Annotated in this window: 22 protein-coding genes and 1 riboswitch; of the genes, 12 read left to right on the top strand and 10 right to left on the bottom strand. The window is 51.4% G+C overall.

Annotated elements, in window-relative coordinates:
- Window positions 1-47 precede the first annotated feature (47 nt).
- From dusB to ACO0LM_RS25430, 7 genes are all read left to right on the top strand, one after another.
- Window positions 48-1,058, top strand: a complete 1,011-nt coding sequence (dusB, locus tag ACO0LM_RS25400; RefSeq protein ID WP_423041178.1) for a tRNA dihydrouridine synthase DusB — start codon at window positions 48-50, stop codon at window positions 1,056-1,058.
- An 80-nt stretch (window positions 1,059-1,138) separates the two neighbouring features.
- Entirely contained in the window at window positions 1,139-1,372 is a 234-nt protein-coding gene (locus tag ACO0LM_RS25405) for a helix-turn-helix domain-containing protein (protein WP_110258221.1), read from the top strand.
- Between the two features lie 47 nt (window positions 1,373-1,419).
- The gene (purH, locus tag ACO0LM_RS25410; RefSeq protein WP_423041180.1) at window positions 1,420-2,985 is read left to right on the top strand and encodes a bifunctional phosphoribosylaminoimidazolecarboxamide formyltransferase/IMP cyclohydrolase; all 1,566 of its coding nucleotides are present in this window, start codon (window positions 1,420-1,422) and stop codon (window positions 2,983-2,985) included.
- Between the two features lie 319 nt (window positions 2,986-3,304).
- Window positions 3,305-3,847 carry a crossover junction endodeoxyribonuclease RuvC gene (gene ruvC / locus ACO0LM_RS25415; RefSeq protein ID WP_423041182.1) on the top strand — a complete coding sequence of 181 codons (543 nt, stop codon included), beginning with the start codon at window positions 3,305-3,307 and terminating at the stop codon, window positions 3,845-3,847.
- Window positions 3,848-3,997: 150 nt separating this feature from the next.
- Window positions 3,998-4,579, top strand: a complete 582-nt coding sequence (ruvA, locus tag ACO0LM_RS25420) for a Holliday junction branch migration protein RuvA (RefSeq protein ID WP_423012883.1) — start codon at window positions 3,998-4,000, stop codon at window positions 4,577-4,579.
- A 3-nt stretch (window positions 4,580-4,582) separates the two neighbouring features.
- Window positions 4,583-5,653 carry a Holliday junction branch migration DNA helicase RuvB gene (gene ruvB, locus ACO0LM_RS25425; protein WP_422982617.1) on the top strand — a complete coding sequence of 357 codons (1,071 nt, stop codon included), beginning with the start codon at window positions 4,583-4,585 and terminating at the stop codon, window positions 5,651-5,653.
- A 306-nt stretch (window positions 5,654-5,959) separates the two neighbouring features.
- On the top strand, window positions 5,960-6,784 hold the full coding sequence (locus tag ACO0LM_RS25430; protein WP_422982615.1) for a 2-keto-4-pentenoate hydratase: 825 nt from the start codon (window positions 5,960-5,962) through the stop codon (window positions 6,782-6,784).
- Between the two features lie 231 nt (window positions 6,785-7,015).
- Here ACO0LM_RS25430 and ACO0LM_RS25435 read toward each other — a convergent pair whose 3' ends face one another.
- Window positions 7,016-8,050, bottom strand: a complete 1,035-nt coding sequence (locus ACO0LM_RS25435) for a porin (RefSeq protein ID WP_423041184.1) — start codon at window positions 8,048-8,050, stop codon at window positions 7,016-7,018.
- A 380-nt stretch (window positions 8,051-8,430) separates the two neighbouring features.
- Window positions 8,431-9,567: a porin gene (locus ACO0LM_RS25440; RefSeq protein ID WP_423041186.1), complete on the bottom strand. Its 1,137-nt coding sequence runs from the start codon at window positions 9,565-9,567 to the stop codon at window positions 8,431-8,433.
- 340 nt (window positions 9,568-9,907) lie between these two features.
- Here ACO0LM_RS25440 and coq7 point away from each other — a divergent pair, with 340 nt between their 5' ends.
- Complete coding sequence (coq7, locus tag ACO0LM_RS25445) at window positions 9,908-10,540, top strand: 2-polyprenyl-3-methyl-6-methoxy-1,4-benzoquinone monooxygenase (protein WP_423041188.1); 633 nt, start codon at window positions 9,908-9,910, stop codon at window positions 10,538-10,540.
- Between the two features lie 124 nt (window positions 10,541-10,664).
- On the opposite strand, the gene ACO0LM_RS25450 is transcribed toward coq7, so the two are convergent.
- The gene (locus ACO0LM_RS25450; RefSeq protein WP_423041190.1) at window positions 10,665-12,956 is read right to left on the bottom strand and encodes a UvrD-helicase domain-containing protein; all 2,292 of its coding nucleotides are present in this window, start codon (window positions 12,954-12,956) and stop codon (window positions 10,665-10,667) included.
- A 355-nt stretch (window positions 12,957-13,311) separates the two neighbouring features.
- Here ACO0LM_RS25450 and dapA point away from each other — a divergent pair, with 355 nt between their 5' ends.
- Both dapA and ACO0LM_RS25460 read left to right on the top strand, forming a co-directional pair.
- Window positions 13,312-14,271 (top strand): 4-hydroxy-tetrahydrodipicolinate synthase, encoded by a 960-nt coding sequence (dapA, locus tag ACO0LM_RS25455; RefSeq protein ID WP_423041192.1) that lies wholly within the window; start codon window positions 13,312-13,314, stop codon window positions 14,269-14,271.
- 72 nt (window positions 14,272-14,343) lie between these two features.
- Window positions 14,344-15,060 carry a hypothetical protein gene (locus tag ACO0LM_RS25460; protein ID WP_423041194.1) on the top strand — a complete coding sequence of 239 codons (717 nt, stop codon included), beginning with the start codon at window positions 14,344-14,346 and terminating at the stop codon, window positions 15,058-15,060.
- A 12-nt stretch (window positions 15,061-15,072) separates the two neighbouring features.
- Here ACO0LM_RS25460 and thiE read toward each other — a convergent pair whose 3' ends face one another.
- The 7 genes from thiE to ACO0LM_RS25495 form a co-directional block, all read right to left on the bottom strand.
- Window positions 15,073-15,747: a thiamine phosphate synthase gene (thiE, locus tag ACO0LM_RS25465; RefSeq protein WP_423041196.1), complete on the bottom strand. Its 675-nt coding sequence runs from the start codon at window positions 15,745-15,747 to the stop codon at window positions 15,073-15,075.
- Window positions 15,744-16,562: a bifunctional hydroxymethylpyrimidine kinase/phosphomethylpyrimidine kinase gene (thiD, locus tag ACO0LM_RS25470; protein ID WP_423041198.1), complete on the bottom strand. Its 819-nt coding sequence runs from the start codon at window positions 16,560-16,562 to the stop codon at window positions 15,744-15,746. The genes thiE and thiD overlap by 4 nt, the downstream gene beginning before the upstream one ends.
- Window positions 16,562-17,353, bottom strand: coding sequence for a thiazole synthase (locus tag ACO0LM_RS25475; RefSeq protein WP_423041200.1), 792 nt, complete (start codon window positions 17,351-17,353; stop codon window positions 16,562-16,564). Before ACO0LM_RS25475 ends, thiD begins: the two co-directional genes overlap by 1 nt.
- Before the next feature lie 164 nt (window positions 17,354-17,517).
- On the bottom strand, window positions 17,518-18,021 hold the full coding sequence (locus ACO0LM_RS25480) for an endonuclease domain-containing protein (protein WP_423041202.1): 504 nt from the start codon (window positions 18,019-18,021) through the stop codon (window positions 17,518-17,520).
- A gap of 44 nt (window positions 18,022-18,065) precedes the next feature.
- Window positions 18,066-18,266 carry a sulfur carrier protein ThiS gene (gene thiS / locus ACO0LM_RS25485; RefSeq protein ID WP_423041204.1) on the bottom strand — a complete coding sequence of 67 codons (201 nt, stop codon included), beginning with the start codon at window positions 18,264-18,266 and terminating at the stop codon, window positions 18,066-18,068.
- 3 nt (window positions 18,267-18,269) lie between these two features.
- Window positions 18,270-20,183, bottom strand: coding sequence for a phosphomethylpyrimidine synthase ThiC (gene thiC / locus ACO0LM_RS25490; protein WP_423041206.1), 1,914 nt, complete (start codon window positions 20,181-20,183; stop codon window positions 18,270-18,272).
- A gap of 76 nt (window positions 20,184-20,259) precedes the next feature.
- Window positions 20,260-20,369, bottom strand: a riboswitch (TPP riboswitch).
- Window positions 20,370-20,439: 70 nt separating this feature from the next.
- Window positions 20,440-22,533: a diguanylate cyclase gene (locus tag ACO0LM_RS25495; protein ID WP_423041208.1), complete on the bottom strand. Its 2,094-nt coding sequence runs from the start codon at window positions 22,531-22,533 to the stop codon at window positions 20,440-20,442.
- Window positions 22,534-22,928: 395 nt separating this feature from the next.
- Between ACO0LM_RS25495 and ACO0LM_RS25500 the strand changes: the two genes are divergently transcribed.
- Window positions 22,929-25,754, top strand: coding sequence for a valine--tRNA ligase (locus tag ACO0LM_RS25500; RefSeq protein ID WP_423041210.1), 2,826 nt, complete (start codon window positions 22,929-22,931; stop codon window positions 25,752-25,754).
- Window positions 25,755-25,864: 110 nt separating this feature from the next.
- On the top strand, window positions 25,865-26,338 hold the full coding sequence (locus ACO0LM_RS25505; protein WP_423041212.1) for a DUF2147 domain-containing protein: 474 nt from the start codon (window positions 25,865-25,867) through the stop codon (window positions 26,336-26,338).
- Window positions 26,339-26,360 lie beyond the last annotated feature (22 nt).

Genomic DNA, 26,360 nt, shown 5'->3' on the forward strand with positions numbered 1-26,360 from the left:
AGGATTCAGGTAGAATAGCGCTTCTTCGAATTTCCCCTTCCCTGATCGTGCAAATCGGCTCTTACGTGCTGCGTAATAATATTTTTGTCGCTCCCATGGCTGGTGTGACGGACAGGCCTTTCCGTCAGTTATGCAAGGAACTGGGTGCAGGCTATGCCGTATCTGAAATGGCGGCATCCAATCCCAAGCTCTGGGAAACAGAAAAATCGACGCGCCGTACCAACCATGAAGGCGAAATGGAACCCAAGGCGGTGCAGATCGCCGGTGCTGACCCGCAAATGCTGGCAGAATGTGCCAGGCATAATGTGGATAAAGGTGCGCAAATCATCGATATCAATATGGGTTGTCCGGTGAAAAAAGTTTGCAATGCCTGGTGCGGTTCTGCCTTGTTGCAACATGAAAGCCTGGTCGGGAAAATACTGGATGCGGTAGTCGGTGCAGTCGATGTGCCGGTGACGCTGAAGTTTCGTACTGGCTGGGACAGGGCAAACAAAAATGCCCTGAACATTGCCCGCATGGCAGAAGCGGCTGGCATACAAATGCTGACCCTGCATGGGCGTACCCGCGCCGATGGCTACAAGGGTGATGCCGAATATGACACCATCGCTGCGGTCAAGGCCGCAGTCAATATTCCCGTGGTTGCCAATGGCGACATCACGACACCGGAAAAGGCCAAATATGTTTTGCAGGTCACCGGTGCTGACGCCATCATGATAGGCCGGGCGGCGCAAGGCCGACCGTGGATCTTTCGCGAGATCGCCCACTTCCTCAATACCGGACAATATTTACCTGCCCCTCTGATTTCTGAAGTTCGTGAACTGATGGATGCCCATTTGAAAGCGCACTATGCCTTCTACGGTGACTATCTCGGTGTACGAACGGCACGCAAACACATAGGCTGGTATATGCAAGACCTGGTAGGTGGTGAAGAATTCCGGCAACAAATGAACTTACTGACGGACTGTGATGAACAACTTGCCGCCGTCAGCAGTTTTTTTGATCACATGGATGGGGAGCGGTTACAATACCGCCCCTTTGAAGAAAAACTGGCAGCGTAAGGCGAATACCCTTTTGTCTTCCCGTCCTTCATCCACGGACAACTCGCCGCCTGGCATAACCGAACAGTGATAAAAACAGCATGAGCAAAGATAGCATCCAAGACGCCGTCCACAAAAACCTGGAAAAATATTTCCGGGACCTGGGCGAGCAACCCGCATCCAATATTTACGACATGGTCGTGTTAGCCGTTGAAAAGCCAATGTTAGAAATGGTCATGACGCGGGCCTCCAGCAACCAGTCACAAGCCGCTGATATGTTAGGCATTAACCGGAATACCTTGCGCAAGAAATTGCAGCAACACGGTTTGCTTTAATCTATCCGCGAGGCATGACACCGATTTCCTTACTCATATCAAAAATCATGATCAAACAAGCCCTCATTTCCGTCTCCGACAAGACCGGTGTGCTCGAATTTGCACGTGAATTGTCTGCGCTCGGTGTCAAGCTCTTGTCCACGGGTGGCACGGCCAAACTGCTGGCTGACAACGGCCTGCCTGTGACTGAAGTGGCAGACTACACCGGTTTTCCTGAGATGCTCGATGGCCGTGTCAAGACCCTGCACCCGAAAGTGCATGGGGGCATCCTGGCGCGCCGTGATTTCCCTGAACACGTGGCTGCGCTGGAACAGCATGGCATTCCTACCATCGACATGGTGGTGGTGAACCTGTACCCGTTCCAGCAAACTGTGGCCAAGGGCGAATGCTCACTCGAAGATGCGATAGAAAATATCGACATCGGCGGCCCGACCATGTTGCGTTCGTCTGCCAAGAACCACAAAGACGTGACTGTCATTGTTGACCCGGCTGATTATGCCGTGGTGCTGGCAGAGATGAAGGCACATCAAAACGTCGTCAGCTATAACACCAAGTTTTCACTGGCAAAAAAAGTATTTGCCCACACCGCGCAATACGATGGTGCCATCACCAATTACCTGAGCAGCCTGGGTGAAGACAAGGCGCATGCTACACGCAGCGCTTATCCACAAACACTGAACCTGCATTTTGAAAAAGTGCAGGAAATGCGTTACGGTGAAAACCCACACCAGTCTGCGGCTTTTTACCGCGACCTGAAGTCTCTCGAAGGCTCATTGGCCAACTACAAGCAATTGCAAGGCAAGGAACTGTCTTACAACAATATCGCCGACGCCGATGCTGCCTGGGAATGCGTGAAGTCTTTCGCTGAATCTGCCTGCGTCATCGTTAAGCATGCCAATCCTTGCGGCGTGGCGCTGGGTGCGACGCCGTTTGAATCGTATAGCAAGGCTTTGCAGACAGACCCTACGTCTGCTTTCGGCGGCATCATCGCTTTCAATCGCGAACTCGACGGCAAGGCTGCTGAAATCGTCGCCAAGCAATTCGTCGAAGTGTTGATCGCGCCATCCTTCACTGCGGAAGCCAAACAGATTTTTGCAGCCAAACAAAACGTACGCCTGCTGGAAATTTCTTTGGGTGCCGGCTTCAACCAGTACGATATGAAACGCGTCGGCGGTGGTTTGCTGGTGCAGGCACCAGATGCCAAAAACGTCCTACAGGAAGAATTGCGCGTCGTCTCGAAATTGCAGCCAAGCCCACAACAAATGGCTGACATGATGTTCGCCTGGCGCGTGGCCAAATATGTCAAATCAAATGCCATCGTCTTCTGCGGCAATGGCATGACGCTGGGTGTAGGTGCCGGCCAGATGAGCCGGATTGACTCTGCCCGTATCGCCTCTATCAAGGCGCAGAATGCTGGCCTGATACTGGCCGGTTCTGCGGTAGCGTCCGACGCGTTCTTCCCCTTCCGTGATGGCCTGGATGTCGTGGTGGATGCTGGCGCGACCTGTGTCATCCATCCCGGTGGTTCCATGCGTGACCAGGAAGTGATTGATGCTGCTGATGAACGCGGTGTGGTGATGGTGTACACGGGTACCCGTCATTTCCGTCATTGATGCGGTGTTGATACGGTGCTGATGCTGTATTGATCAAATTAACGGCTCTGTTATCCCAGAGCCGTTTTTTATTCTGCCCTCTCATCTTTATGGCTTACGTCACTATTCTGACTAGTGCCAGACTGGAGGCTACCGGGCTGGCGCTCCAGCAGCGTTGGTTGTTCACGCATACCAGTCACAAATAACAATAAACAAAAGTAATTACCTACTCACATAAGCACAAATAAAACTCCACATTGATACGCTATACTCTTAAGCAACACCCTCTCAGCAACATCGGCAATTAGCGCCAGACCACCGATACCCACAAAAACAATTCATGAAAATCCTAGGCATAGACCCCGGCTTGCGCACTACCGGTTTTGGCGTCATTCACAAACAGGGCAGCAAGCTGACGTATATCGCCTCGGGCACCATAAAGACCATTGATGGCACTTTACCGGAACGCTTAAAGACCATTTTATCAGGCGTTTCTGAGGTAGTACGCACTTACCAGCCCGATTGTGCGGCCATAGAAAAAGTGTTCGTCAACGTCAATCCACAATCCACGCTCTTGCTGGGGCAGGCACGCGGGGCGGCCATTTGTGCTCTGGTGGCGGCCGACCTGGTAGTCGCAGAATACACGGCCCTGCAAGTCAAACAGGGAGTGGTCGGCCATGGCCGGGCCAAGAAGGAACAGGTACAGGATATGGTACAGCGCCTGCTGGCGCTGTCTGGCCTGCCTGGCAGCGATGCAGCCGATGCGCTGGGTGTGGCGATTTGCCATGCGCATAGCGGTGATATCCTTGCAACTCTGGGGGCGATTGCGCCAGGCTTGGCCAAGAAGGGCTTGCGCGTCAAGGGCGGGCGGCTGGTAGGTTAAACCCTGACAGGGATGCTGCTCATTCTTGTCAGGCGCTCGTGATCAATAATTGCGATATCGCAATATCAATATAATTTCCCCGCGAGCCTCGTCAAACGCCCAAGAATCGTTTACTATCACTGCTTATTCATACAGTATGAAAGCAGTCTCATGATAGGTCGCATTGCTGGCACTCTGATAGAAAAGAATCCTCCGCAATTGCTGGTCGATTGCCAGGGCGTAGGCTATGAAGTCGATGTGCCCATGAGCACCTTCTATAATCTGCCGCACCTGGGTGAAAAAGTCGTCTTGCTGACCCACCTGGCGATACGCGAAGATGCGCACGTGCTGTTTGGTTTTGGTACGGCAGAAGAACGCAGCACCTTCAAACAACTGATCAAGATCAGCGGGGTTGGTGCCCGCACTGCCCTGTCTATCCTGTCCGGCATGTCAGTCGCTGATCTGGCGCAGGCGATTACCCTGCAGGAAGCCGGACGCCTGACCCGCGTGCCTGGCATAGGCAAAAAGACCGCTGAACGCCTGCTACTGGAACTGAAAGGTAAATTGGGCGCAGACCTGGGTACTGCAACAGCCGCGCTGGCGGCAGGTGACCATAGCGCCGATATCCTGAATGCCTTGCAAGCCCTTGGTTATTCCGACAAAGAAGCCTTGCTGGCGATGAAATCCGTGCCTGCCGGCAGCGGGGTATCCGACGGTATCAAGCTGGCATTGAAAGCACTGTCCAAAGGCTAAGCGATGACGATACAGACAGATAATCTTTCTTCCAACTTCAGCGAGCCGCGCATTATCTCGGCAACGCCGAGCTCCCCCAATGAAGAAGCGATAGAACGCGCCCTGCGCCCCAAACAACTGGATGAGTATGTGGGGCAGGAAAAGATACGCGGCCAGTTGGAAATTTTTATCACCGCTGCCAGACAACGCAGCGAAGCACTCGATCACACGCTGCTGTTTGGTCCGCCAGGCCTGGGTAAAACCACCCTCGCGCATATTATTGCACGCGAGATGGGTGTCAATCTGCGCCAGACATCGGGACCGGTGCTGGAACGTGCGGGCGACCTGGCTGCCCTGCTAACCAACCTGGAAGCAAACGATGTCTTGTTCATCGATGAAATTCACAGATTGTCACCGGTCGTGGAAGAAATTTTGTACCCGGCGCTGGAAGATTACCAGATCGATATCATGATCGGTGAAGGCCCTGCGGCCCGCTCGGTGAAACTGGATTTGCAGCCGTTCACCCTGGTGGGGGCAACAACCCGCGCCGGCATGCTGACCAACCCGCTGCGCGACCGTTTTGGTATCGTCGCCAGACTGGAATTTTATACGCCGGAAGAATTGACCAAGATCGTCACCCGCTCAGCTTCATTGCTGCATGCGCCGATACAGGCCGATGGAGCCGGTGAAATCGCCAAGCGGGCACGTGGCACGCCCAGGATAGCCAATCGCCTGTTGCGACGTGTACGCGACTATGCCGAGGTCAAAGGCAATGGCGAAATCACCCGCGCCATGGCCGATGCTGCCCTGAAAATGCTGGATGTGGATGCCGCCGGATTTGATCTGATGGATAGAAAATTGCTGGAAGCCATACTCTTCAAGTTTGGTGGTGGCCCGGTCGGTCTGGACAATGTTGCCGCCGCCATAGGCGAAGAACGCGACACCATAGAAGATGTATTGGAACCCTATCTGATACAGCAAGGATTTTTACAGCGTACACCCCGGGGCCGGATAGCAACTCCGTCCGCCTATGAACATTTTGGCGTAACCATGCCCAGATCGGGCAATAACGGTGAATTATGGGGAGGCGCTTAAGGGTGCAGACCTCGTTTCTCTATCGCCATTAAAGCCATGCTTTGCATTGCCTGCACGTGGCAGTAAGAACCTGTTTGCGATCTGTAGCGAGCGTGCGTCAGCAGGGTCAGGGCAAAAAGCGCAGCGCAAAAAGCGGAATGGTCTCTGGACCATGCGCATTTTGAGCAGCGCATGAGCCCCGCGTGGACTCCGATTGCGCACGTGCTTAAGATCGTAAATAGGTTCTAAGAACTATTCCAGAAACAGAAAGTGACACACCCACGCCTTCCAGAATTTTTTTGTGCTCAAACCAACCAACTTGATGCCATGTCCCTACAAGCCGAACACCATGCCTACACCTTCCTTGAAGCCAGGGCCCGTTTCCAGCCCTTGCATCCACTGACTTCCCAATTCGATTTAAGCATTCATGATGCCTATGAAATCGCTAAAGCCTCAGATGCCATACGCATAGCCGAAGGTGAAGTGCGCATCGGACGCAAGCTGGGTTTTACCAATCGCAAGCTATGGTCCAAATACGGTGCCAGGGAAGCTATTCGTGCCCCCATCTGGAGCAGCCTGTTTGATAGCACGGTACGCTATGTGGAAGACGCCTATGTCTATCAAAGCCTGACTGGTGCCTTGCAACCCCGCATAGAGCCTGAGATTGTCTTCAAGCTGGGCCGCACACCTGCAGCAGACGCCACCATAGAAGAATTGGCTGATTGCCTGGAATGGATGGCGCACGGCATAGAAATCGTCGTCAGCCCCTACCCCGACTGGAAGTTCGAAGCCGCGGACGCCATTGCTGCCCTTGGCCTGCACGGCACCTTGCTGATAGGCGAGCCACGCATACTGTCCAGCGCCAGCCGTCAGCATCTGGCAGAAGTGCTGGCGAATGCCAGCGTGTCTTTATCTTGCGACGGCTCGTTGCTCAGCGCAGGCTATGGTAGCGACGTGCTGGACAGCCCGCTGCACGCCATCTGGTATTTGCACCGGCTGCTGCAAGAACAACCGCAGTTTCCGGCCTTGCAGGCGGGTGAGATTATCACGACCGGCACCTGGACTGATGCGTATCCGGTACAGGCCGGGCAAACCTGGGGAACGGCTTTTTCTGGCGTACCACTACCTGGTCTTAGTGTCAGCTTCGCCTAAATGACAACTACCGCTCTCAAGAGAGCAATCACTTACTTCACATAAGTAATAACGAAAGAATGGCTAAATGATCTGACAGTTTTTTTGACCAGACAAATCACCAAATGACAGATATGTGACTTGACTTTACGGCTCAGAAATATTCCCCAATAAGCAAGAGCCATAAAAAAAAGCACCATCTAGGTGCTTTTTTTACATTTCTCATACTGCCCCTAAGGCCAGTATAAAAAATTAGAACATGTGACGGATACCTACGTTCACCAGACGTTCTGTCACACCGTTACCGGAAGCCAGACCACCTGCGTTTGTATTAGCATCATTCGAAAGACGCTCGAAGGATGTGTAGATGTTTGTACGCTTGGACAGAGAGTGAGTGTAACCAATAGCGATTTGGTTAGAATTACCAGCTGATACCAGGTTATTTGTTACACGTGCGTATGTACCGACGATTGCGCCAGCAGCACTTACTGGTACTGTTCCGCCCAACAACCACATTTTGCTATCAACAGAGTTATTGTCAGAAGTAACTTTACCGTATGCCAAAGCAGCTTTAACTACTGTAAAGTCATATGTTGCACCTGCAAACAAATGCTTGGTTGCTAGTGCAGCCGCATCATTTTCTGTGTGGTAAGCAATCACGCCAAGGAACGGGCCAGCAGCATATTGGCCAGACGCACCAATACCACGGCTTTTAGAGTTGTCGCCAGCAGCTTCACCAAATGTGTAAGCAACGGAGCCAGTGAAACCACTCAGATCATTAGTGGAGTAGTTGATTGTGTTTGTGGAACGTGGGTTGGTCGCGAAGAACAGGTTACCGAAACCAGTTGCACTTGTACTTTGGCCAGCTGTGCCGCCGACGATACCAGTGCTGAATGGATCGATAGAGTCAACGGCGTCGAACATAGGCTTGTTTTGACGGCCCAATTTAACAACACCAAAGTCACCAGCCAAACCTACCCAAGCTGCACGACCGAATGCCACGCCACCTTGAGCAGATGCACCTGTATCAGCATTAACGCCCATTTCCAGCTTGAAGATGGCTTTCAGACCGCCACCCAAATCTTCAGTACCCTTAAAGCCCAAACGGGAACCGGATTGAACGCCGGAATCCAGAGCTGTAATATTGCCTGCGCCTTTTGTACCAGCGCCATTGTTTTCATTTTGCAAAGCCATGTCCAGAACACCGTAGATAGTTACGGATGATTGTGCTTGCGCAGTACCAGCAACAGCTGCCAAAACGGACAAAGCGATGAGTGATTTTTTCATTTATATTTCTCCAAAGGATTTCACATTGATATGAACTACATTAAGCACATTTTCGCGCAAAACAGAGCCAAAACTTGATCGCACAAAACGCGCTAATTCTTATGTACCTACAAGACTGCTAAAAAGAAGTTAACGTATTTGACCAAAATTGGCCTTGGACAGCCAAGCTAATTCGGCTTTGGAGGGGGATATGGACAAAAAATGTCTCAAATAAGCAACATTAATTGCTTAAATTAACACACTTTTGATGCCTGAAATGCAACATTACTGATGTGCAAAAGTACAACAAATTGTCTTGAAATCTATTTTCTATTATCAAAAAAACAAACTGCAAAGGCCGCCCCAAGGCGACCTTTGCATATACTGCGATCAGTTTATGATCAGAATGCGTGCAATACACCTACTGCTGTACGCGTTGCTGAACTGTTACCCGCACCAATGATACCCAGTGCCAGCGATACATCTTGTGCATTTAGAGAACCGGCTTTTGCATAGGTCAGGGATGCATACGCTGTTGTACGTTTGCTAAATGCATATTTGGCCAGTCCGATGAACTGATCGGCTTTACCGTCGATGTCGCCGGAACGTTTGGTGTTGTAATAAGCGGCTGTCAGTGTTGTCTGATCAGACAAACTGAAATCTGCACCCAGGCCAATCACAGCAATCTTGCGTCCGTCTGCGCTTGGCAGAGCATCAATCTTGATAGCGCCTTCGACCTTGGTTTGTGCATATGTGCCGCGTAGCATAATAGACGGAGTGACCTTAAACTTGGCACCAGCGGCAAAGCCAGTCAGGTTGGCTACATTGGCATTGTCTTTCATTTTTGCATAAGACACAGCCGCGCCATTGGTACCATCAGTGAAGAAACCAGACAAACCAGCGTAGTTGCTGGCTGTTGTATCGCCGGCTTTTTCACCGAAGCCATACATCAACGCGCCGCCGAAGCCTGACATCAATGGGGAAACATATTTGATGGAATTGTTTTGACGCAGTGCTGTACCGCCCTGGTTAGTACCGAAACCACCAAAGAAGGCACCAGAATTCAATGCACTGAACATCACGTTAGGATTAGAACCTGCATGTGCCAGACTCATAGGATCAGCCAGACCAACAGAATCCACACCCAGAATATTGTTACGACCCAGAGTGACGGCACCGAAATCACCGGACAGACCTACCCATGACAGGCGATCAAACAGGGAAGTGTTATTACCAGTCTGGTTAAACACATTACCGCCAAAACCTGCACCGGCTGCACCAGTGTCATTGGCCAATGTACCTTCCAGATTGAAGTTGGCTTTCAAACCGCCGCCCAGATCTTCAGAACCTTTGATACCCCAGCGGGAAGTCAGCAATTGGCCTGCATCCATGGAAAATTTAGAGCCGCCGGTAGCAGTCTGATTAGTAGTCGCTACCACTGCTGCATCAATAATCCCGTAGATAGTAACGGAAGATTGTGCAGACGCTGTCGCTGCAAATGCACTCAGAACTGCAAAAGCCAGTATCGTTTTTTTCATTTAAACAGTCTCCAAAATTATAAGTATTTTTACCGACCAGACGTTTTTGCATGGTCATGCTTTTGTATTTAGTCTTGCCAAGACTTCAAAACCTGCTGATTAAGAAGCTAGATTCCATTGGAACAAATTAAAAGATTTAGGGCAAAGAGAATTTGCGAACGACCGTATTTAAGCAAATTTTATGTGGCGTTATCGCAACAAGCATCTTCTTTCTTATTGTGAGAATCACAATTTTCTTGAAAGTCTTGATGTGAATCATGCAGCCTGGCAATCCCTCTGAAGCACGCGGTGTTCTGTCCTATAATTCGGCCATTGACGCTTACTTCTTCAGGCATAATCTATGAGTACTTTAGCAATCGACCACCTCATCCAGGGATTTGACCGCGCATTGCGTGTCGTGAATGGACAAGCCCGTGCCAGACGCGGTAATCCGGCCCAGGGGATAGACGAAGCAACCATGTCGGATGAAGAAAAAACCCATAGCGCCGGCCTGATGCGTGTCAATCATGTGGGCGAGATTTGCGCCCAAGCTTTGTATGACGCCCAGGGCGCGTTCACGAAAACGGATGATATCCGCCAGCAATTTCAGTATTCCGGTATCGAAGAAGAAGATCACCTTGCATGGACTGCAGGCCGCTTGAAGGAATTGAATTCACACACCAGCCTGCTGAACCCCTTGTGGTATGTCGGTGCCTATGCAGTTGGCATGCTGGCGGCCAAAAGCGGCGACAAGCTCAGCCTGGGATTTGTGGTTGAAACCGAACGTCAGGTTGAAGCCCATCTTGCCAGCCACATGGATAAATTACCTGCGCAAGATGCCAGGTCGCGCGCCATTGTGGAACAGATGCGTGTAGATGAGATTGCTCACGGTGCGGCTGCCCAGTCGCTGGGTGCCAGCGAGCTGCCGGCACCGGTCAAGGCAGGAATGAAATTCATGGCCAAAATCATGACGGTCAGTGCCTATTACATTTAGGCCATTTTTTTGACTTGCAGATCAAGACCCAAGACCGTTACGCATCTTGATCTGCAAGTCCAAAGTGATACGTGACCATGGTGCATGAAGCATAGCCCACGTTCGCCACATCCATTTTCTGCTTTTATACTTTTTGTAGTTTTGCACTACTCAGGTCCAACTGTTTCACACCTAATTTTCCGAAATTGATATAGGCACTCGCAACGGCACCACCGCTACCGCCTATGATTTTGTCAATCACGCCTTCACCAAATTTTTCATGCACAACATTCTGTCCTACGCGCCAGGCCATTTTGTCGTTACTCTGTTTAAAACTCTGTGCAATCCGGTTAGCGGCATCATCGGGCGCTTCATCCCATGCAGACTTTTTATTGCCAAACCAGCTTGCCTGTATTTTGGGTGACAACCACTTGATTGATTCTTCGGGCAATTCTCCCAGGAAGCGTGAACGCAGGTTGTAGCGCGTCTGGCCATGCAGCATGCGGGTTTGTGAAAAGCTCAGGTACAGACGCTGGCGTGCTCGGGTAATCGCCACATACATGAGGCGACGTTCTTCTTCGACGCCGCTTTCTTCCTGCGCGCTGTTTTCGTGCGGGAACAAGCCTTCTTCCAGACCGGTGATAAAGACCGCATCAAATTCAAGCCCCTTGGCCGAATGCACGGTCATCAACTGCATGGCATCCTGTCCAGCTTGCGCCTGATTGTCGCCAGCTTCCAATGACGCATGCGAGAGAAAAGCCGACAGCGGTGACATCACCGTTGGCAAGGCTGCATCAGCATCAATGATCTGATCACCATTCCCGTTTTCCAGCAAGACCGCAGCACTGCTGGCCGGGCCAGCATAGGCTGGCGCTTCTTTATTGAAGCCTTCTTCTGACACAAACAGGGTTGCCGCATTCACCAACTGTTCCAGATTTTCTATACGGTCTGCACCCTCTTTTTCGGTCTGGTAGTGCGTTAGCAAAGTGCTTACTTCCAGCACAATTTTTACCATTTCGGGTAAAGGCAGGTTCTGTGTTTCGAAACGCGCACCTTCTATCAATTTAACGAAAGATGCCAGCGAAGAACCGGCCTTGCCTGACACATACCGCACGGCTGCATACATGGAACTATTCTGCTGTCTGGCGACATCCTGCAATTGCTCCAGCGAACGTGCGCCTATGCCACGGGTAGGGAAGTTGACCACACGCAAAAACGCAGAATCATTATGCGGATTGTCCATCAATTGCAGATAAGCAATCGCATGCTTGATCTCGGCCCGCTCAAAAAAACGCTGCCCGCCATATACGCGATATGGTATGCCAGCCGTGAACAAGGCATGCTCAATCACACGCGACTGTGCGTTCGAGCGATACAAGATCGCGATTTCGCTGCGCAGCGAACCTTCACGTATCAAGTTCTTGGCTTCATCGATGATCCAGTTGGCTTCCTGTATATCACTGCTGGCTTCCATGATGCGCACAGGTTCACCGTGACCGGCATCGGTACGCAGATTTTTACCCAGGCGTTTGCTATTGTGTTCTATCAGCACGTTTGCGCTGTCCAGAATGTGACCATGTGAACGGTAATTCTGTTCCAGCTTGATCAGGTTCTGTACCTGGAATTCACGTTCAAAGGATGACATATTGCCGACATTCGCACCACGGAAGGCATAGATACTCTGGTCATCATCACCCACTGCAAAGACCGCCCCGCCGTTCTTGGTGCCCTCGCCGGCCATCAGTTTCAACCATTTGTATTGCAAGTCATTGGTATCCTGGAACTCGTCAACGAGGATGTGGCGAAACCTGTTCTGATAATGTTCACGCAAGGGCTGGTTACGGCTCAATAATTCATAGGTGCGCAACAGCAACTCGGCAAAATCGACTACGCCTTCACGCTGACATTGGGCATCATACAAATCATACAGACCGACCAGCTTGCGATTGAAATCATCATAGGCATCGACCTGGGCAGCACGCAAACCCTGGTCCTTGGCACCATTAATGAAATACATCAGGGTTTTGGGTGGAAATTTTTCATCATCGATATTGTTCGCCTTCAACAAACGCTTGATGAAGGATAACTGGTCGGCAGAATCGAGAATCTGGAAAGTCGACGGCAAACCAGCGTCACGGTGATGCGCGCGCAACAGGCGGTTACACAAGCCATGGAAAGTGCCTATCCACATGCCACGTGTATTAATCGGCAACATGGCCGACAGGCGCGTCAACATCTCCTTGGCCGCCTTGTTAGTAAAGGTCACTGCCAAAATACCACCGGGTGATACCTGGCCAGTCTGGATCAGCCACGCTATCCTGGTCGTCAGCACACGCGTCTTGCCAGAACCGGCACCGGCCAAAATCAGGGCAGACTGCGCCGGCAGGGTCACGGCAGCGAGTTGTTCAGGATTTAAGTTGTGGAGTAAATTTTGCATAGACGGATTATACGGGACTATGTCATTTGCGCTTTATGCTGTCCCCTGACGGTGTAAAGTTTGTGGCGAAATGAACGGTTTAGCAACTTGACAGGCTTACTACACCCGCAGATAATCGTGTCAGTCGCTATCCCAATTTCAGTCTCATTATGCAAACTCTGGTCAAAGATCAATTACACACACAAGGCTGCACTGCCTTGGGTATGGTCTTTGCCACAGCCAAGAAACAGACGCTCATCTGACCGGGGCGTGCTGTCCCGTCAGGTGAGCTGACAGGATGGCAAAACGGTCTCTTCCCTTTGTGCTATGTGTCAACTCTCTGCGGGTCTTTTAACCGGTCCACAGGAGAACAGGCATGTCCAGCAGCATCAGCAATTCCAGCAATACCAGTCATACACCTATCGCACATATTGAATCTGACGACCAGGCCAGACGCATTGATTTTTCCGGCATCTGGGTCGCCCTGGTCACGCCATTTTGTGCCGACACCGGGGCGGCGGTGGATTTCCCTGCCTTACAGGCATTGGCCAGCAAGCTGATCCTGGAAGGGGTAGCAGGCCTGGTCGTTTGTGGATCTACCGGCGAGGCAGCCGCACTCAGTGAAGATGAACAATTGCTGGTACTGGATGCTGTACTGGCTGTGGTTCCGGCCCATCAAGTCATCATGGGTTTAAGCGGTAATCACATGGGACAAGTCTTGCACAGACTTGCATCAGTGGGGCAAAGACAGGTCGCTGGTGTGTTGGTCACACCGCCGTATTACATACGGCCATCGCAGGCTGGCATCCTGCACTATTTCAACGCAATCGCTGATGTGTCGCCCCTCCCTGTGCTGCTGTATAACATTCCTTACCGCACCGGCGTGAATATGGAATTGGCCACCTTGCAGCAACTGGCCAGGCATCCCAATATCGTCGCCATCAAGGACTGCGGTGGCAATCTGCAAGCCACCATGCAACTCATCATGGATGGCGATATCCAGGTGCTGACAGGGGAAGACCATCAATTGTTTTCTACATTATGCCTTGGCGGTGCTGGCGGCATACTGGCATCGGCGCATATACGCCCTGACCTGTTCCTGCGTTTGCAGGTCCATATCAATGCGGGTCAGCTTGCGCAGGCCAGGACAATTTTCTATCACTTGCTGCCCGTCATGCAGGCGCTGTTTGAAGAGCCCAATCCGGCTCCACTGAAAGCAGCACTGGCAGCATCCGGCGCAATGCAAGCCTGCCTGCGCGCCCCCATGCTGGCAGCGACTGCAGAAACAGTGGATAAATTATTGCGTGCGATAACAAACCTTGACATCATTGCATAGAACATTGCCCGGTCGGTCTAAGCAAAGGATAATGCGGCTTCAATTATTTCTTTCTGAACGATGATGCCACGCTTGAATCCTTTGTTTACCTTGCTGGCTGCGGCCATGATTTCTTATACCGCGCCTGTCGCTGCCATGACCATGCTGCGCTCAAATGACACCCTGATTTTATATGGCAAGGTAGAAGCGGATGATGCACAACGCTTCCGTCGCAATCTGTCGGGTGGTGAAGTGCACAATGTCGTACTGACCGAAAGCCAGGGCGGCGACCTGAATGCAGCCTATGGCATTGCCCAGTTGATCAGCGGCAGGAAAATCAATACTGCAGTCCAGGGTAATTGCTTTTCTTCCTGCGCCATCATGTTCATGGCAGGTAAAGAGCGCCGCATGCTCGCCAGCAAGGACCTGACACGTACCAATCTCGGCTTTCACGGCCCGCACAACAAGGAAACCCGTGAAATCAGCAATGACGCCATACCTAAATTACGTGAATGGTTGCTGAAGGCAACAGAAGGCAAATTTCCGGAATCATTGCTGGACCAGGCCATGTATATCAAAAGTGCCAGCGACATGATGTTTTTCTACTACCCAGGCGCGAACAAGAAGCGGGGCAATATCCGCTTTTGCACGGAAGGTACGCTCGCCAATCCGCGCAAATGTGAAACCATAGAAGGCCACGATATCATCAGCGTCGGCATCCTGACCACAGCAGAATTATTGAAGGTCGAAGACCTGGAACCGCAAGCGGCTGCGCCTGCCAACAAAGAAACCGAAGGCGAAACAAAATAAATCCACCTGCCTTCAAGCCTTGCGTGCAGTGAAAAGCGCTGCAAATGCACGCGCCGCCTGTTGCGGTTGCTCTGCCATATACACACTGCTGATTACTGCCACCATGTCAGCCCCTTGTGCCAGCAGTGGCTGGCAATTTTCCAGTGTCATGCCGCCGATGACCACATTCGGCACATCAAACTCCCTGACTGCCTCAGCCACTATGCTTGCTGGTGTGGTCACCGCATATTGCTTGATGCGCGAAGGATAAAAGCCACCAAAGGCAATATAGCTGGCACCAGCTTTGACGGCAGTGCGTGCAAGTTCCAGATCACCATAGCAGGATGCGCCCAAAATCTTATCCGCCCCCAGCTTTGCCCTGGCATCAGCGACCGACATATCAGTGCCGCCTACATGCAAGCCATCGGCATCAATATCCAGACAGAGGTCCAGATGGTCATTGATGATGAAGGGCTTGTCAAAACTGCGGCACAACTCCAGCAAGGCCAGGGCCTGGGTTTTGCGCAGTTCCGGGCTGGCGGTTTTGTGACGGTATTGCACGATCTGCGCGCCGCCCTGCAAGGCCTGCTCTGTGACGGCCACCAGCTCGGCAGTATTGTCCCAGTCAGGGGTGACGACATACAAGCCGCTGAGTTGACCACTACTGAGTTGACCACTACTGAGTTGACGAGCACTTAATTGGTTCATAATTTTTTCCTCGTATTCAATACTGGCTGGCGCGCCGGGATAAGCTGTCCGGCAGCTATGGCATAAGCATGTTGCAAGCTCTGCTGGGTATAGCTTTGCGCTTGTTGCAAGGCATCTGCCAATACGACACCCTTTGCCAGTTGTCCGGCGATGGCCGACGCCAGTGTGCAGCCGCTGCCGTGAAATTCACCCGGCAGGCGTGGCCATTGCCATTCTTGTGCAGTCTGCCGTTGTCCATGCTGAAACCAGATATTTTTCACCTGCACTTCCGTTGCATGACCGCCTTTCAGCAAGATATCAGCTTGTGTGCATTCCATCAGGTTTTGCACCTGCGCCTGAAGATCACTCGCCTGTGGTGACAAACGTTTTAACTCTGGCAAATTTGGCGTGATCAATGTCGCGACTTTCAACAAGGGCTCAATCGCCTTTACCGCATCATCCAGCGATAAACTGTCACCATGTCCGCTACCCAATACCGGATCGACGATGACTTGCAAGTCGGGATATTGCAGTTTCATCTTCTGGATAAAATTCGCAATCGCCGTCGCATTTTTTTTGTGCGCGACGATACCCAGCTTGATGACCTTGACCGGGATCTTGGCGACCAGGGTCATGGCCTGCTGCAAGATAATTTGCACATCAACAGCATGCACTGCATAGGCATGGTCATTGTCTTGCACCGTCAATGCGGTAATCACCGGCAAGGCATGCGCACCCTGCGCAGCAATCGCTTCTATGTCAGCCTGTATGCCAGCACCACCGCTGGGGTCATGTCCGGCAAACACCAGCACACATGGACGGCTGGGTGTTTTCATCAGACGATGCGACCAGCCATGGGCGATGAGGGTGACGCCACAAACTTGCGTGGCATGCGCCCCGCCAGAAAGGCTTCCCGTCCAGCTTCGACCGCCAGCCCCATGGCACGCGCCATGCGCACCGGGTCTTTGGCACCCGCTATCGCCGTATTCATCAGTACCCCATCGCAACCCAGTTCCATGGCGATGGCGGCATCCGACGCGGTGCCAACACCAGCATCAACCAGTACCGGCACCTTGGCCTGATCGATGATCAGCGACAGATTCCAGGGATTCAAAATACCCATGCCCGAACCTATCAATGAAGCCAGCGGCATGATGGCAACGCAGCCCAGGTCTTCCAGCATCTTTGCCTGTATCGGGTCATCGCTGCAATACACCATGACATCAAAACCCTCTTTGACCAGGGTCCTGGCTGCCTTCAGGGTTTCAGGCATATTCGGGAACAGGGTTTTCTCGTCACCCAATACTTCCAGCTTGCACAGTTTGTGACCACCCAATAATTCTCGTCCCAGTTGCAGTGTATAGACCGCATCTTCGGCGTTATAGCAACCGGCAGAGTTAGGTAAGATAGTGTATTTGCTGGGTGGTACTACATCCAGCAAGCTTGGTGCATTCGGGTCTTGCCCGATATTCACACGGCGTATCGCTACCGTGATGATCTCGGCACCACTGGCTTCTGTTGCCAGACGGGTTTGTTCGAGGTCTTTGTATTTGCCACTACCGACCAGCAGGCGCGAGCGGTAGGTTTTGCCGGCTATGGTGAGGCCTTTATTGTTTTCTGTGTTCATTGTTTTCTCTCCAAAATTTGGAATGCTGTTTGGCTCCTTCCCCTTCAAGGGGAAGGTTGGGATGGGGATGGGGTTCTGCAGCAAACTGAATGTTTGCTTAATCGACTGAACCCCATCCCCACCCTAGCCCTCCCCTTGAAGGGGAGGGGAATGTCCTCAGTCTTTTAAGACTGCTCTTTGTTCACATGCCGCCAAATTTCTTCCATCACAGCACTAGTTTCACTCAATACCTGATTATTCCAAAAGCGTAAGACAGTAAAACCTGCCTTCTTCAGCACTTCAGTCCTATGCATGTCATACGTTTGCGCTTCAGTATGCTGTCCCCCATCAACTTCAATCACCAAACGCTTTTCCAGACATACAAAATCCAACACGAAATACTGAAATGGATATTGCCGTCTGAACTTCACGCCAAGCTGTTCGCCACGCAAACCTTGCCACAATTTCTTCTCGGCATCAGTCATATTTTTTCGCAGCACTTTTGCTGTGGTAATCAAGGTTTCGCTAGTTGCGTTTTTCATATTTTTTCGCAAAAAATATTTTTTAAATCCCTTTCCCTTCAAGGGGATGACGTCAGGGTTTCGCAAAGCATGCTTGCGCCGACAGAATCTAGGATTGGGATGGGGTTCCATCGAAAATAATGTAAGAATTTTACGACTGAAACCCATCCCCATCCCAACCTTCCCCTTGAAGGGGAAGGAGCTAAAAAAACTCAGCCACCACCAATAGCACGCACAACATCTACCTTGTCTAACTCATACAACTGGTACTCTGCCCACTTCGACTTCGGAATAATCTGCCGGTTAACCGCCACCGCAATCGCCTGCTGCGACAGGTTCAGTTCTGCGATCAGGTCAGCCAGCAACGCGCTTGTCAGTTGCCGTTTTTCTCCATTGAGTTGTATATCCACCATGGCTTATTGCTTCTTGTAGATTTCCGCACCGGATTTGATGAATTCGACGGCTTTCACTTCCATGCCCTGCTTCAATGCCTGTATCTCGCTGATGCCCTGTGCGTTGGCATAGTCGCGTACTTCCTGCGTAATTTTCATGGAACAGAAATGCGGACCACACATGGAGCAGAAATGGGCAACCTTGGCAGAATCCTTGGGCAAGGTTTCATCGTGGAATTCACGCGCTTTATCGGGATCAAGACCGATGTTGAACTGGTCTTCCCAACGGAATTCAAAACGTGCCTTGGACAAGGCATTGTCACGTATCTGCGCACCGGGATGGCCTTTTGCCAGATCGGCTGCATGGGCGGCAATCTTGTAAGTGATAATGCCATCCTTGACGTCTACTTTGTTAGGCAAACCCAGATGTTCTTTTGGTGTCACGTAGCACAGCATGGCAGTGCCATACCAGCCGATTTGCGCAGCGCCTATGCCGGATGTGATGTGGTCGTAGCCTGGTGCGATGTCGGTCGTCAAAGGGCCAAGCGTATAGAACGGTGCTTCACGACATTGTTCGAGTTGCAGGTCCATGTTTTCTTTGATCAGGTGCATGGGCACATGACCGGGGCCTTCTATCATGACTTGTACATCATGCTTCCAGGCGATCTGGGTCAACTCGCCCAGGGTTTTCAATTCACCTAACTGGGCTTCATCATTGGCGTCATAGATAGAACCAGGGCGCAAGCCATCGCCTAAACTAAAGGACACGTCATACGCCTTCATGATGTCGCAGATGTCTTCAAAATGCGCATACAAGAAGCTTTCTTTATGATGCGCCAAACACCATTTCGCCATGATGGAACCACCACGTGAGACGATGCCGGTCAGACGCTTGGCAGTCATCGGCACATATTGCAGGCGTACACCGGCGTGGATGGTGAAATAATCGACGCCTTGTTCAGCCTGTTCTATCAGGGTGTCACGGAAGATTTCCCAAGTCAGGTCTTCGGCCTTGCCGTTCACTTTTTCCAGTGCCTGGTAGATAGGCACGGTACCGATAGGCACGGGTGAATTACGGATGATCCATTCACGGGTTTCGTGTATGTGTTTGCCGGTCGACAAATCCATCACATTGTCGCCGCCCCAGCGTATCGCCCAAGTCATTTTTTCGACTTCTTCACCGATGGAAGAGGTCACTGCAGAATTGCCGATATTGGCATTGATCTTGACCAGGAAATTACGGCCTATGATCATGGGCTCGATTTCAGGATGATTGATATTGGCCGGAATAATTGCACGGCCACGGGCGATTTCTGAACGTACGAATTCTGGCGTGATTTCGTCAGGTATCGCAGCACCAAAAGACTGGCCAGGATGTTGCCGGCCCATGACTTCTGCCAGCTTGTTACCCATGGGGCCAGAGGCTTTCAGGTTTTCCAGGTATTCTTTCCTGCGCAAATTTTCGCGGATAGCAACAAATTCCATTTCCGGCGTGATAACGCCCTGTCGCGCATAATGCATTTGCGAGACATTCCTGCCTGCCAGTGCACGACGTGGCAAGCGCTTGAGATTGAAGCGCAATTCGGCCAGCTTGGGGTCATGCAGGCGGGCTATGCCGTATTCGGATGTCGGGCCAGCCAGTTCTTCGGTGTCATTACGCTCGGCTATCCAGGCACCGCGTACTGACGCCAGGCCGGACCGGATGTCGATTTTGACAGCAGGGTCGGTATAAGGGCCAGACGTGTCATAAACATAGATAGGCGGATTTTTTTCTGAACCAAACATGGCAGGTGTATCAGACTGGCTGATTTCGCGCATGGGCACACGAATATCGGGACGACTGCCCTGTACATAGGTCTTGCGGGAATTCGGTAGTGGCTGTATGGCTGCCTCGTCTACCGTGGCGGTAGCGGACAAGAATTGCGGGTTGGCGTTCATTTTGGCTCCTTTGCTTTGTTGGCATGGAGCCAGCAAAGGAGTTTCCAAAGTCGGGATGCTCACGCTGACGGTGGCAAAAAGTCTTCGGCAGCTTCCCTTCGCTGGCATTATCCAGATCAGGTTCGAGGGTATTTCTCACCCGACATCACGATTCATAGCGTGATGGCAGGACCCCTAGCATTTTTTCTTCGGGTCTTATAAAAAAACAGGACCGCGACGAGGGCAGATTATACGACTTTTATTTTAGCCGTGGTGCTTATTTAGCTTCTTCCGGTGAGACACACTGTAGCTCTGCTACATCTGCGACAATATTGCTGCCTTGCACTTTTATCGGCCCGTGAACTTCAGTCAACTCCACCATACCGGCTTTGATGGCAGCCGATAAATCATGGTCCAGTACCGGCAAGGCATCTTCATACGCAATCAGTAATTTGTTAACGCCATAGGCGCGATTGCGCCCATTGACCTTACCCAGATACAGGGCCATGTCGGCAATCTGCAGGGCTTTTTCCCAATTACAGACCAATTCGGGGATGCCGGAAAACGGTAGGCTGATAAAGCCGGCGGTCATGGTCACTGCGATTGAGACACCATCGACATTCACACTGGCTTCACCGATGACGCGCAGTATGCGTTCCACCAGATTCTTCAATTGTGCTGGATTCGAGCGCGGTGAATAAATCAAAAATTCTTCTCCCCCCCAACGCAGCACCATATCCGTATCGCGCACTGTATTGCGCAAGCGTTGTGCCACTTCCATTAACACCACGTCACCGGCAGCATGGCCGTAACTGTCATTGATATTTTTAAAATGATCGATATCCATGAGTATCAGGCAGTCCGGGTTTTCCAGACTGTCCTCGCGACGCTCACCTTCCGGCAAGATCACCCTGCTCTTCATCAGGTCGACGAAAGAGCGGCGGTTGTACAAACCAGTCAGGGGATCACGCACGGCATGAAACTCCAGTTGCTGGTTGACTTCGCGCAGTTTCTCGTTGGTCTTGCGTACCCGTTGGTAGAGAAAGAAAATGACGATACCTATCATCACCATCACTACTGCAGCCAGCAATAAAATAATTTGCTGCAGCTGACGATTTTTAATTTCAGCATCCTTGAGCTGATTCTCGCGGGCCAGCAATTCAATCTGCTTTTGTCTTTGTTGCGCATTGAACTGTTCTTGCAAAGTCGCAACGGCGCGGGCGCGGTCGGACCGAAACAATTCGTCACTGAGTTTTTGCTGCTCACGTACGACTGCCAGTGCCTCTTTGTGCATGCCTGCGGTTTCGTACATCGCCCCAATTTCACTCAACAGGCTTTCCATCTCCGACTTGGAACCGGTTTCCATGAAATACTTTTTGGCCTCGTTGATATACGTGATGCCCTGCGCAAATTTTCTTTGACCAGCCAGGCCAAATCCTATATTGGCTTTGGCCATCGCCACGGCAAAGGGATCGCCAATCTCCTCCGCTTTTTGCAGTGCTGTCCTGGCCGCCTGTTCGGCTTCGTCATACCGGTGAACGTGCAAATAATAATCTGAAATATTGCCCAGGGCAGTCGCAACAACAACCGGCATGCCAGCATCGGTGGCAATCTGCAAGACGGTCTTGTAGGCGTCCAGCGCCTCGGCAAACCGGCCCAGGTCGGTCAGTGCCAGGCCACGCGCCATCACCAATGAAGAGATGGTTTTAGGAGAATCAATTTTCGGTGTTATCGACAATGCGTCATTAGCGGTTTCCAATGCCTTTTCTGCATTGTGCATGTTTAAATAGAGGCGGGAAATGGCTTCCATACGGTACAGCCGGGCTTGGGCCCGGCGGCGCGGTATCTGGTCAGTCAAACGCAAGGCTTCCAGGCAATAGGCCAGCGACTTGTCAAAATTACCGATCGCCAAGTGCACCGTACCAAACGCAATGTTCAGGCGCATCAGCACTTCGGCATCTTTGCTGTCACGCAAGGATTGTTGTGTCTCCTCCAGTTTGACCAGTGCCAGCGCAAACTTGCCCTGGTCCTGCAACTGAAACGCTTCCCCGATCATGGCCAGGGCGATCATGTCGCCATCATTGTGCGCACGCGCCAATTGCATCAGTTCAGCATTGGTGGCATTCGCTTCTTTATTCTTGCCGGCGTCGTACAGGATGGTGATCAGGGTTTTCAGCAGTTCGGCACGCAAACTGTAATTGGCATAGGTGCTGCCATTCACACTGATTTTTTCCTTATACGCCCTTAGTTGCTGGAGTGCAGCAGTATTATCCCGGTCTGCCAGGTCATGGATGGTTTCTATCTCACGCAAGTCACTGCGGCTGTCGGCCCAGACTGTCGGGGGCAGTAAAACCAGTAACAGGCTCGCCATGCATACACACCATCTCAAGCATTGATTTTGATGTCGGAGCTGGAACATGCATGCCCTCGTGGGTAGAAAGTAGGTGGCTTTTAAGTAGGCAGGAAAATTGGAAAGGCCGTCAAAACGGCCGGAGCCAGCCTGTATCAACCATAAACAGGCGACAAGCATACGACTTTCCCTCTGTTTTAGATATGCCGTTTAAAGTCGATGACACAATCTATTACACAAAAGAAATACAGATGACTATAGATAACAACAGATGTTGCTATCTATCAGACAAGAGTCGCATTTCTCTCGCATGGCATAAAAATTATTTTTAAAACAATTTAACTCGCAGTAAAAACCCAACTTCTACACCTGACTCATTTATAATCAAAGGTTTAGCAATCACCGCAGATCATATTATGGAATTAGCCAAGTCTTTTGAGCCCGCAGAAATCGAACAATCCTGGCGTGACGAGTGGGAAAAACGTGGATATTTTGCCGCCACCATGGATGCAGGCAAACCATCCTTCTGCATACAATTGCCACCGCCAAATGTGACAGGCACCCTGCACATGGGCCATGCCTTCAACCAGACCATCATGGATGGCCTGACCCGTTATTACCGCATGCGCGGTCACAATACGGCCTGGGTGCCAGGTACGGACCATGCCGGTATTGCCACACAAATTGTAGTAGAACGACAACTTGATGCACAAAAGATTTCGCGCCATGACCTGGGCCGTGAAAAATTCCTGGAAAAAGTGTGGGAATGGAAAGAAAAATCCGGTTCCACCATCACTGGTCAGATGCGCCGCATGGGTGCGTCTGCCGACTGGGACCGTGAATACTTCACGATGGATGCCGAGCGCTCTAAAGTCGTCACTGATGTCTTCGTCAAACTGGTAGAGCAAGGCCTGATCTATCGCGGCAAGCGCCTGGTCAACTGGGACCCTGTACTGGGTACGGCTGTGTCCGACCTGGAAGTGGTATCGGAAGAAGAAGATGGCTCAATGTGGCATATCCGCTATCCGTTTGTTGATGGCTCTGGTCATCTGACGGTGGCAACCACCCGCCCTGAAACCCTGCTGGGTGACGTGGCCGTGGCGGTTGACCCGACGGATGAACGTTATATCCACCTGGTTGGCAAGATGCTCAAACTGCCGCTGACTGGCCGTGAAATCCCGGTGATTGCTGACAGTTATGTAGACAAGGAATTTGGTACCGGCTGCGTGAAGATCACACCTGCGCATGACATGAACGATTACGCAGTTGGTCAGCGTCACAAACTGGACATGATTTGCATTTTTACTTTGGATGCAAAAATCAATGAAAACGCCCCTGCCGTGTATCAAGGCATGGACCGTTTCGTCGCCCGCAAACAAATCGTTGCAGATCTTGATGCACAAGGCTTGCTGGAATCAGTTAAACCACACAAATTGATGGTGCCACGTGGCGACCGTACCAATGTGGTCATCGAACCGATGCTGACTGATCAATGGTTCATGGCCATGAGCAAACCGGCACCGGAAGGCACGCATTTCCCCGGCAAATCCATCGCTGAAGTCGCACTGGAAAAAGTCGCTGATGGTGAAATCAAGTTCATCCCGGAAAACTGGACCACGACCTACAACCAGTGGCTGAACAATATCCAGGACTGGTGTATCTCGCGCCAATTGTGGTGGGGTCATCAAATCCCGGCCTGGTATGGTGACAATGGCGAAATTTTTGTGGCGACCGATGAAGCCGGTGCCAAAGCCAAGGCAGTTGCTGCTGGTTACACTGGCGCATTGAAGCGTGACGACGATGTACTCGATACCTGGTTCTCGTCTGCGCTGGTGCCTTTCTCTACCATGGGCTGGCCAGAAGAAACACCGGACATCAAACAGTTCCTGCCGTCCTCAGTACTGGTAACAGGCTTTGACATCATTTTCTTCTGGGTAGCGCGCATGGTCATGATGACCACGCACTTCACCGGCAAGGTACCGTTCAATACCGTCTATGTACATGGTCTGGTGCGCGATTCCAGCGGCCAGAAAATGTCCAAGTCCAAGGGCAATACCCTGGATCCTATTGATCTCATTGACGGTATCAGCGTGGATGAACTGGTGGCCAAGCGCACTGCTGGCCTGATGAACCCCAAACAGGCAGCCAGCATAGAAAAAGCCACGCGCAAGGAATTTGCCGATGGCATCCCCGCTTATGGTACCGACGCTTTGCGCTTCACCATGGCAAGCTACGCATCGCTGGGCCGCAATATCAATTTCGATCTTGGTCGCTGTGAAGGCTATCGCAATTTCTGCAATAAACTATGGAACGCGACCCGCTTTGTCTTGATGAATACCGAAGGCAAGGATTGTGGTTTTGGCGCAGATGTGGGTGCGGCTGATCTGGAATATTCACAGGCTGACAAATGGATCATCTCTACCCTGCAAAGAGCAGAGACCGAGGTAGAAAAAGGCTTTGCTGACTACCGTTTCGACAATATTGCTTCTGCCATCTACAAGTTTGTCTGGGATGAATATTGCGACTGGTACCTGGAAGTTGCCAAGGTACAGGTACAGCAAGGCAATGAGGCGCAACAACGCGCCACCCGCCGCACGCTCTTGCGCGTGCTGGAAGTGATCTTGCGCCTGGCTCACCCTATCATTCCTTTCGTCACCGAAGCTTTGTGGCAAACCGTGGCACCACTGGCAGGCAAGACCTTGAACCCGGCTGGCGACAGCATCATGATCCAGCCTTACCCGCTGTTTGTCGCTGAAAATGTCGACACGCATGCCGAAGCCTGGATGCAGGCACTGAAAGGCATGACTGACGCTTGCCGTAACCTGCGTGGTGAAATGCAATTGTCCCCTGCCCTGCGCGTGCCACTGTTGTTGCAGGCCGCTAATGCCGAAGACAAAGCCCGTCTGCAGTCTTTTGCCCCTTACCTGCAAGCTTTGGCCAAGCTGTCTGAAGTCAGCGTGGTGGATGCCCTGCCGGATTCACCGGCACCGGTATCCATCGTGGGCGAATCCAAACTGATGCTGAAAGTGGAAATTGATGTGGCGGCTGAACGTGCACGTATCAGCAAGGAAGTCGCCCGTCTGGAAGGCGAAATCACCAAAGCAGAAGCCAAGCTGGGTAATGAAGGCTTTGTCGCCAGGGCACCGGCACAAGTGATCGCGCAAGAGAAAGAAAGGATGGCAAATTTCTCTGCTACCCTGCAAAAACTGCGCGAACAACTTGGCAAATTGCCATCAGCGTAATACCGTGGGTTAAAGTAGGTACTCTAAAAATCTTGTACGTGGTAAATATTTTGCCACGTACAATCAATTCCAATAAATCAGAGACCTAGGTTTTTTCTTTTGGAGACAGCATGAAAAAAACAGTTCCACTTGCGTTAACTGCATTATCCGCGTTATCCGTATCCATCGCCCTTGCGGGTCTGCCCTTGCTGGCGCAGGCAGAAGAAAGCCCGGTCGGCCTATGGAAGAGCATTGATGATAAATCTGGCAAGCCCAAGGCATTGATACGCATCACCGAAACTGGCGGTGAATTGCAGGGCAGGATAGAAAAACTGTTCCTGGAAGCTGATGCGCCTGAAAAGAATCCAAAATGCGACAAATGCGAAGGCGCCAACAAGGACCAACCCATCGTCGGCATGACCATCTTATCCGGCCTGAAAAAAGACGGTGATGAATACACTGGCGGCAAAATACTCGACCCGGGTAATGGCAAGTTATATAGCAGCAAACTCAGCGTGATTGAAAACAACAAAAAGCTGAATGTACGCGGTTATATTGGTGCACCGATGTTTGGCCGTACCCAGACTTGGTTGCGCGAGCAATAAATCCCTGCGATAGCAGTAAAAG

Source organism: Undibacterium sp. Di26W (genome assembly GCF_049340265.1).
Taxonomy (GTDB): domain Bacteria; phylum Pseudomonadota; class Gammaproteobacteria; order Burkholderiales; family Burkholderiaceae_D; genus Undibacterium.

Bases quoted from the DNA above. Each gene is read 5' to 3' on its own strand.
- ACO0LM_RS25405 (WP_110258221.1), top strand. From the start codon at position 1,139: ATGAGCAAAGATAGCATCCAAGACGCCGTCCACAAAAACCTGGAAAAA.
- purH (WP_423041180.1), top strand. From the start codon at position 1,420: ATGATCAAACAAGCCCTCATTTCCGTCTCCGACAAGACCGGTGTGCTC.
- ruvC (WP_423041182.1), top strand. From the start codon at position 3,305: ATGAAAATCCTAGGCATAGACCCCGGCTTGCGCACTACCGGTTTTGGC.
- ruvA (WP_423012883.1), top strand. From the start codon at position 3,998: ATGATAGGTCGCATTGCTGGCACTCTGATAGAAAAGAATCCTCCGCAA.
- ruvB (WP_422982617.1), top strand. From the start codon at position 4,583: ATGACGATACAGACAGATAATCTTTCTTCCAACTTCAGCGAGCCGCGC.
- ACO0LM_RS25430 (WP_422982615.1), top strand. From the start codon at position 5,960: ATGTCCCTACAAGCCGAACACCATGCCTACACCTTCCTTGAAGCCAGG.
- ACO0LM_RS25435 (WP_423041184.1), bottom strand. From the start codon at position 8,050: ATGAAAAAATCACTCATCGCTTTGTCCGTTTTGGCAGCTGTTGCTGGT.
- ACO0LM_RS25440 (WP_423041186.1), bottom strand. From the start codon at position 9,567: ATGAAAAAAACGATACTGGCTTTTGCAGTTCTGAGTGCATTTGCAGCG.
- coq7 (WP_423041188.1), top strand. From the start codon at position 9,908: ATGAGTACTTTAGCAATCGACCACCTCATCCAGGGATTTGACCGCGCA.
- ACO0LM_RS25450 (WP_423041190.1), bottom strand. From the start codon at position 12,956: ATGCAAAATTTACTCCACAACTTAAATCCTGAACAACTCGCTGCCGTG.
- dapA (WP_423041192.1), top strand. From the start codon at position 13,312: ATGTCCAGCAGCATCAGCAATTCCAGCAATACCAGTCATACACCTATC.
- thiE (WP_423041196.1), bottom strand. From the start codon at position 15,747: ATGAACCAATTAAGTGCTCGTCAACTCAGTAGTGGTCAACTCAGTAGT.
- thiD (WP_423041198.1), bottom strand. From the start codon at position 16,562: ATGAAAACACCCAGCCGTCCATGTGTGCTGGTGTTTGCCGGACATGAC.
- ACO0LM_RS25475 (WP_423041200.1), bottom strand. From the start codon at position 17,353: ATGAACACAGAAAACAATAAAGGCCTCACCATAGCCGGCAAAACCTAC.
- ACO0LM_RS25480 (WP_423041202.1), bottom strand. From the start codon at position 18,021: ATGGGTTTCAGTCGTAAAATTCTTACATTATTTTCGATGGAACCCCAT.
- thiS (WP_423041204.1), bottom strand. From the start codon at position 18,266: ATGGTGGATATACAACTCAATGGAGAAAAACGGCAACTGACAAGCGCG.
- thiC (WP_423041206.1), bottom strand. From the start codon at position 20,183: ATGAACGCCAACCCGCAATTCTTGTCCGCTACCGCCACGGTAGACGAG.
- ACO0LM_RS25495 (WP_423041208.1), bottom strand. From the start codon at position 22,533: ATGGCGAGCCTGTTACTGGTTTTACTGCCCCCGACAGTCTGGGCCGAC.
- ACO0LM_RS25500 (WP_423041210.1), top strand. From the start codon at position 22,929: ATGGAATTAGCCAAGTCTTTTGAGCCCGCAGAAATCGAACAATCCTGG.
- ACO0LM_RS25505 (WP_423041212.1), top strand. From the start codon at position 25,865: ATGAAAAAAACAGTTCCACTTGCGTTAACTGCATTATCCGCGTTATCC.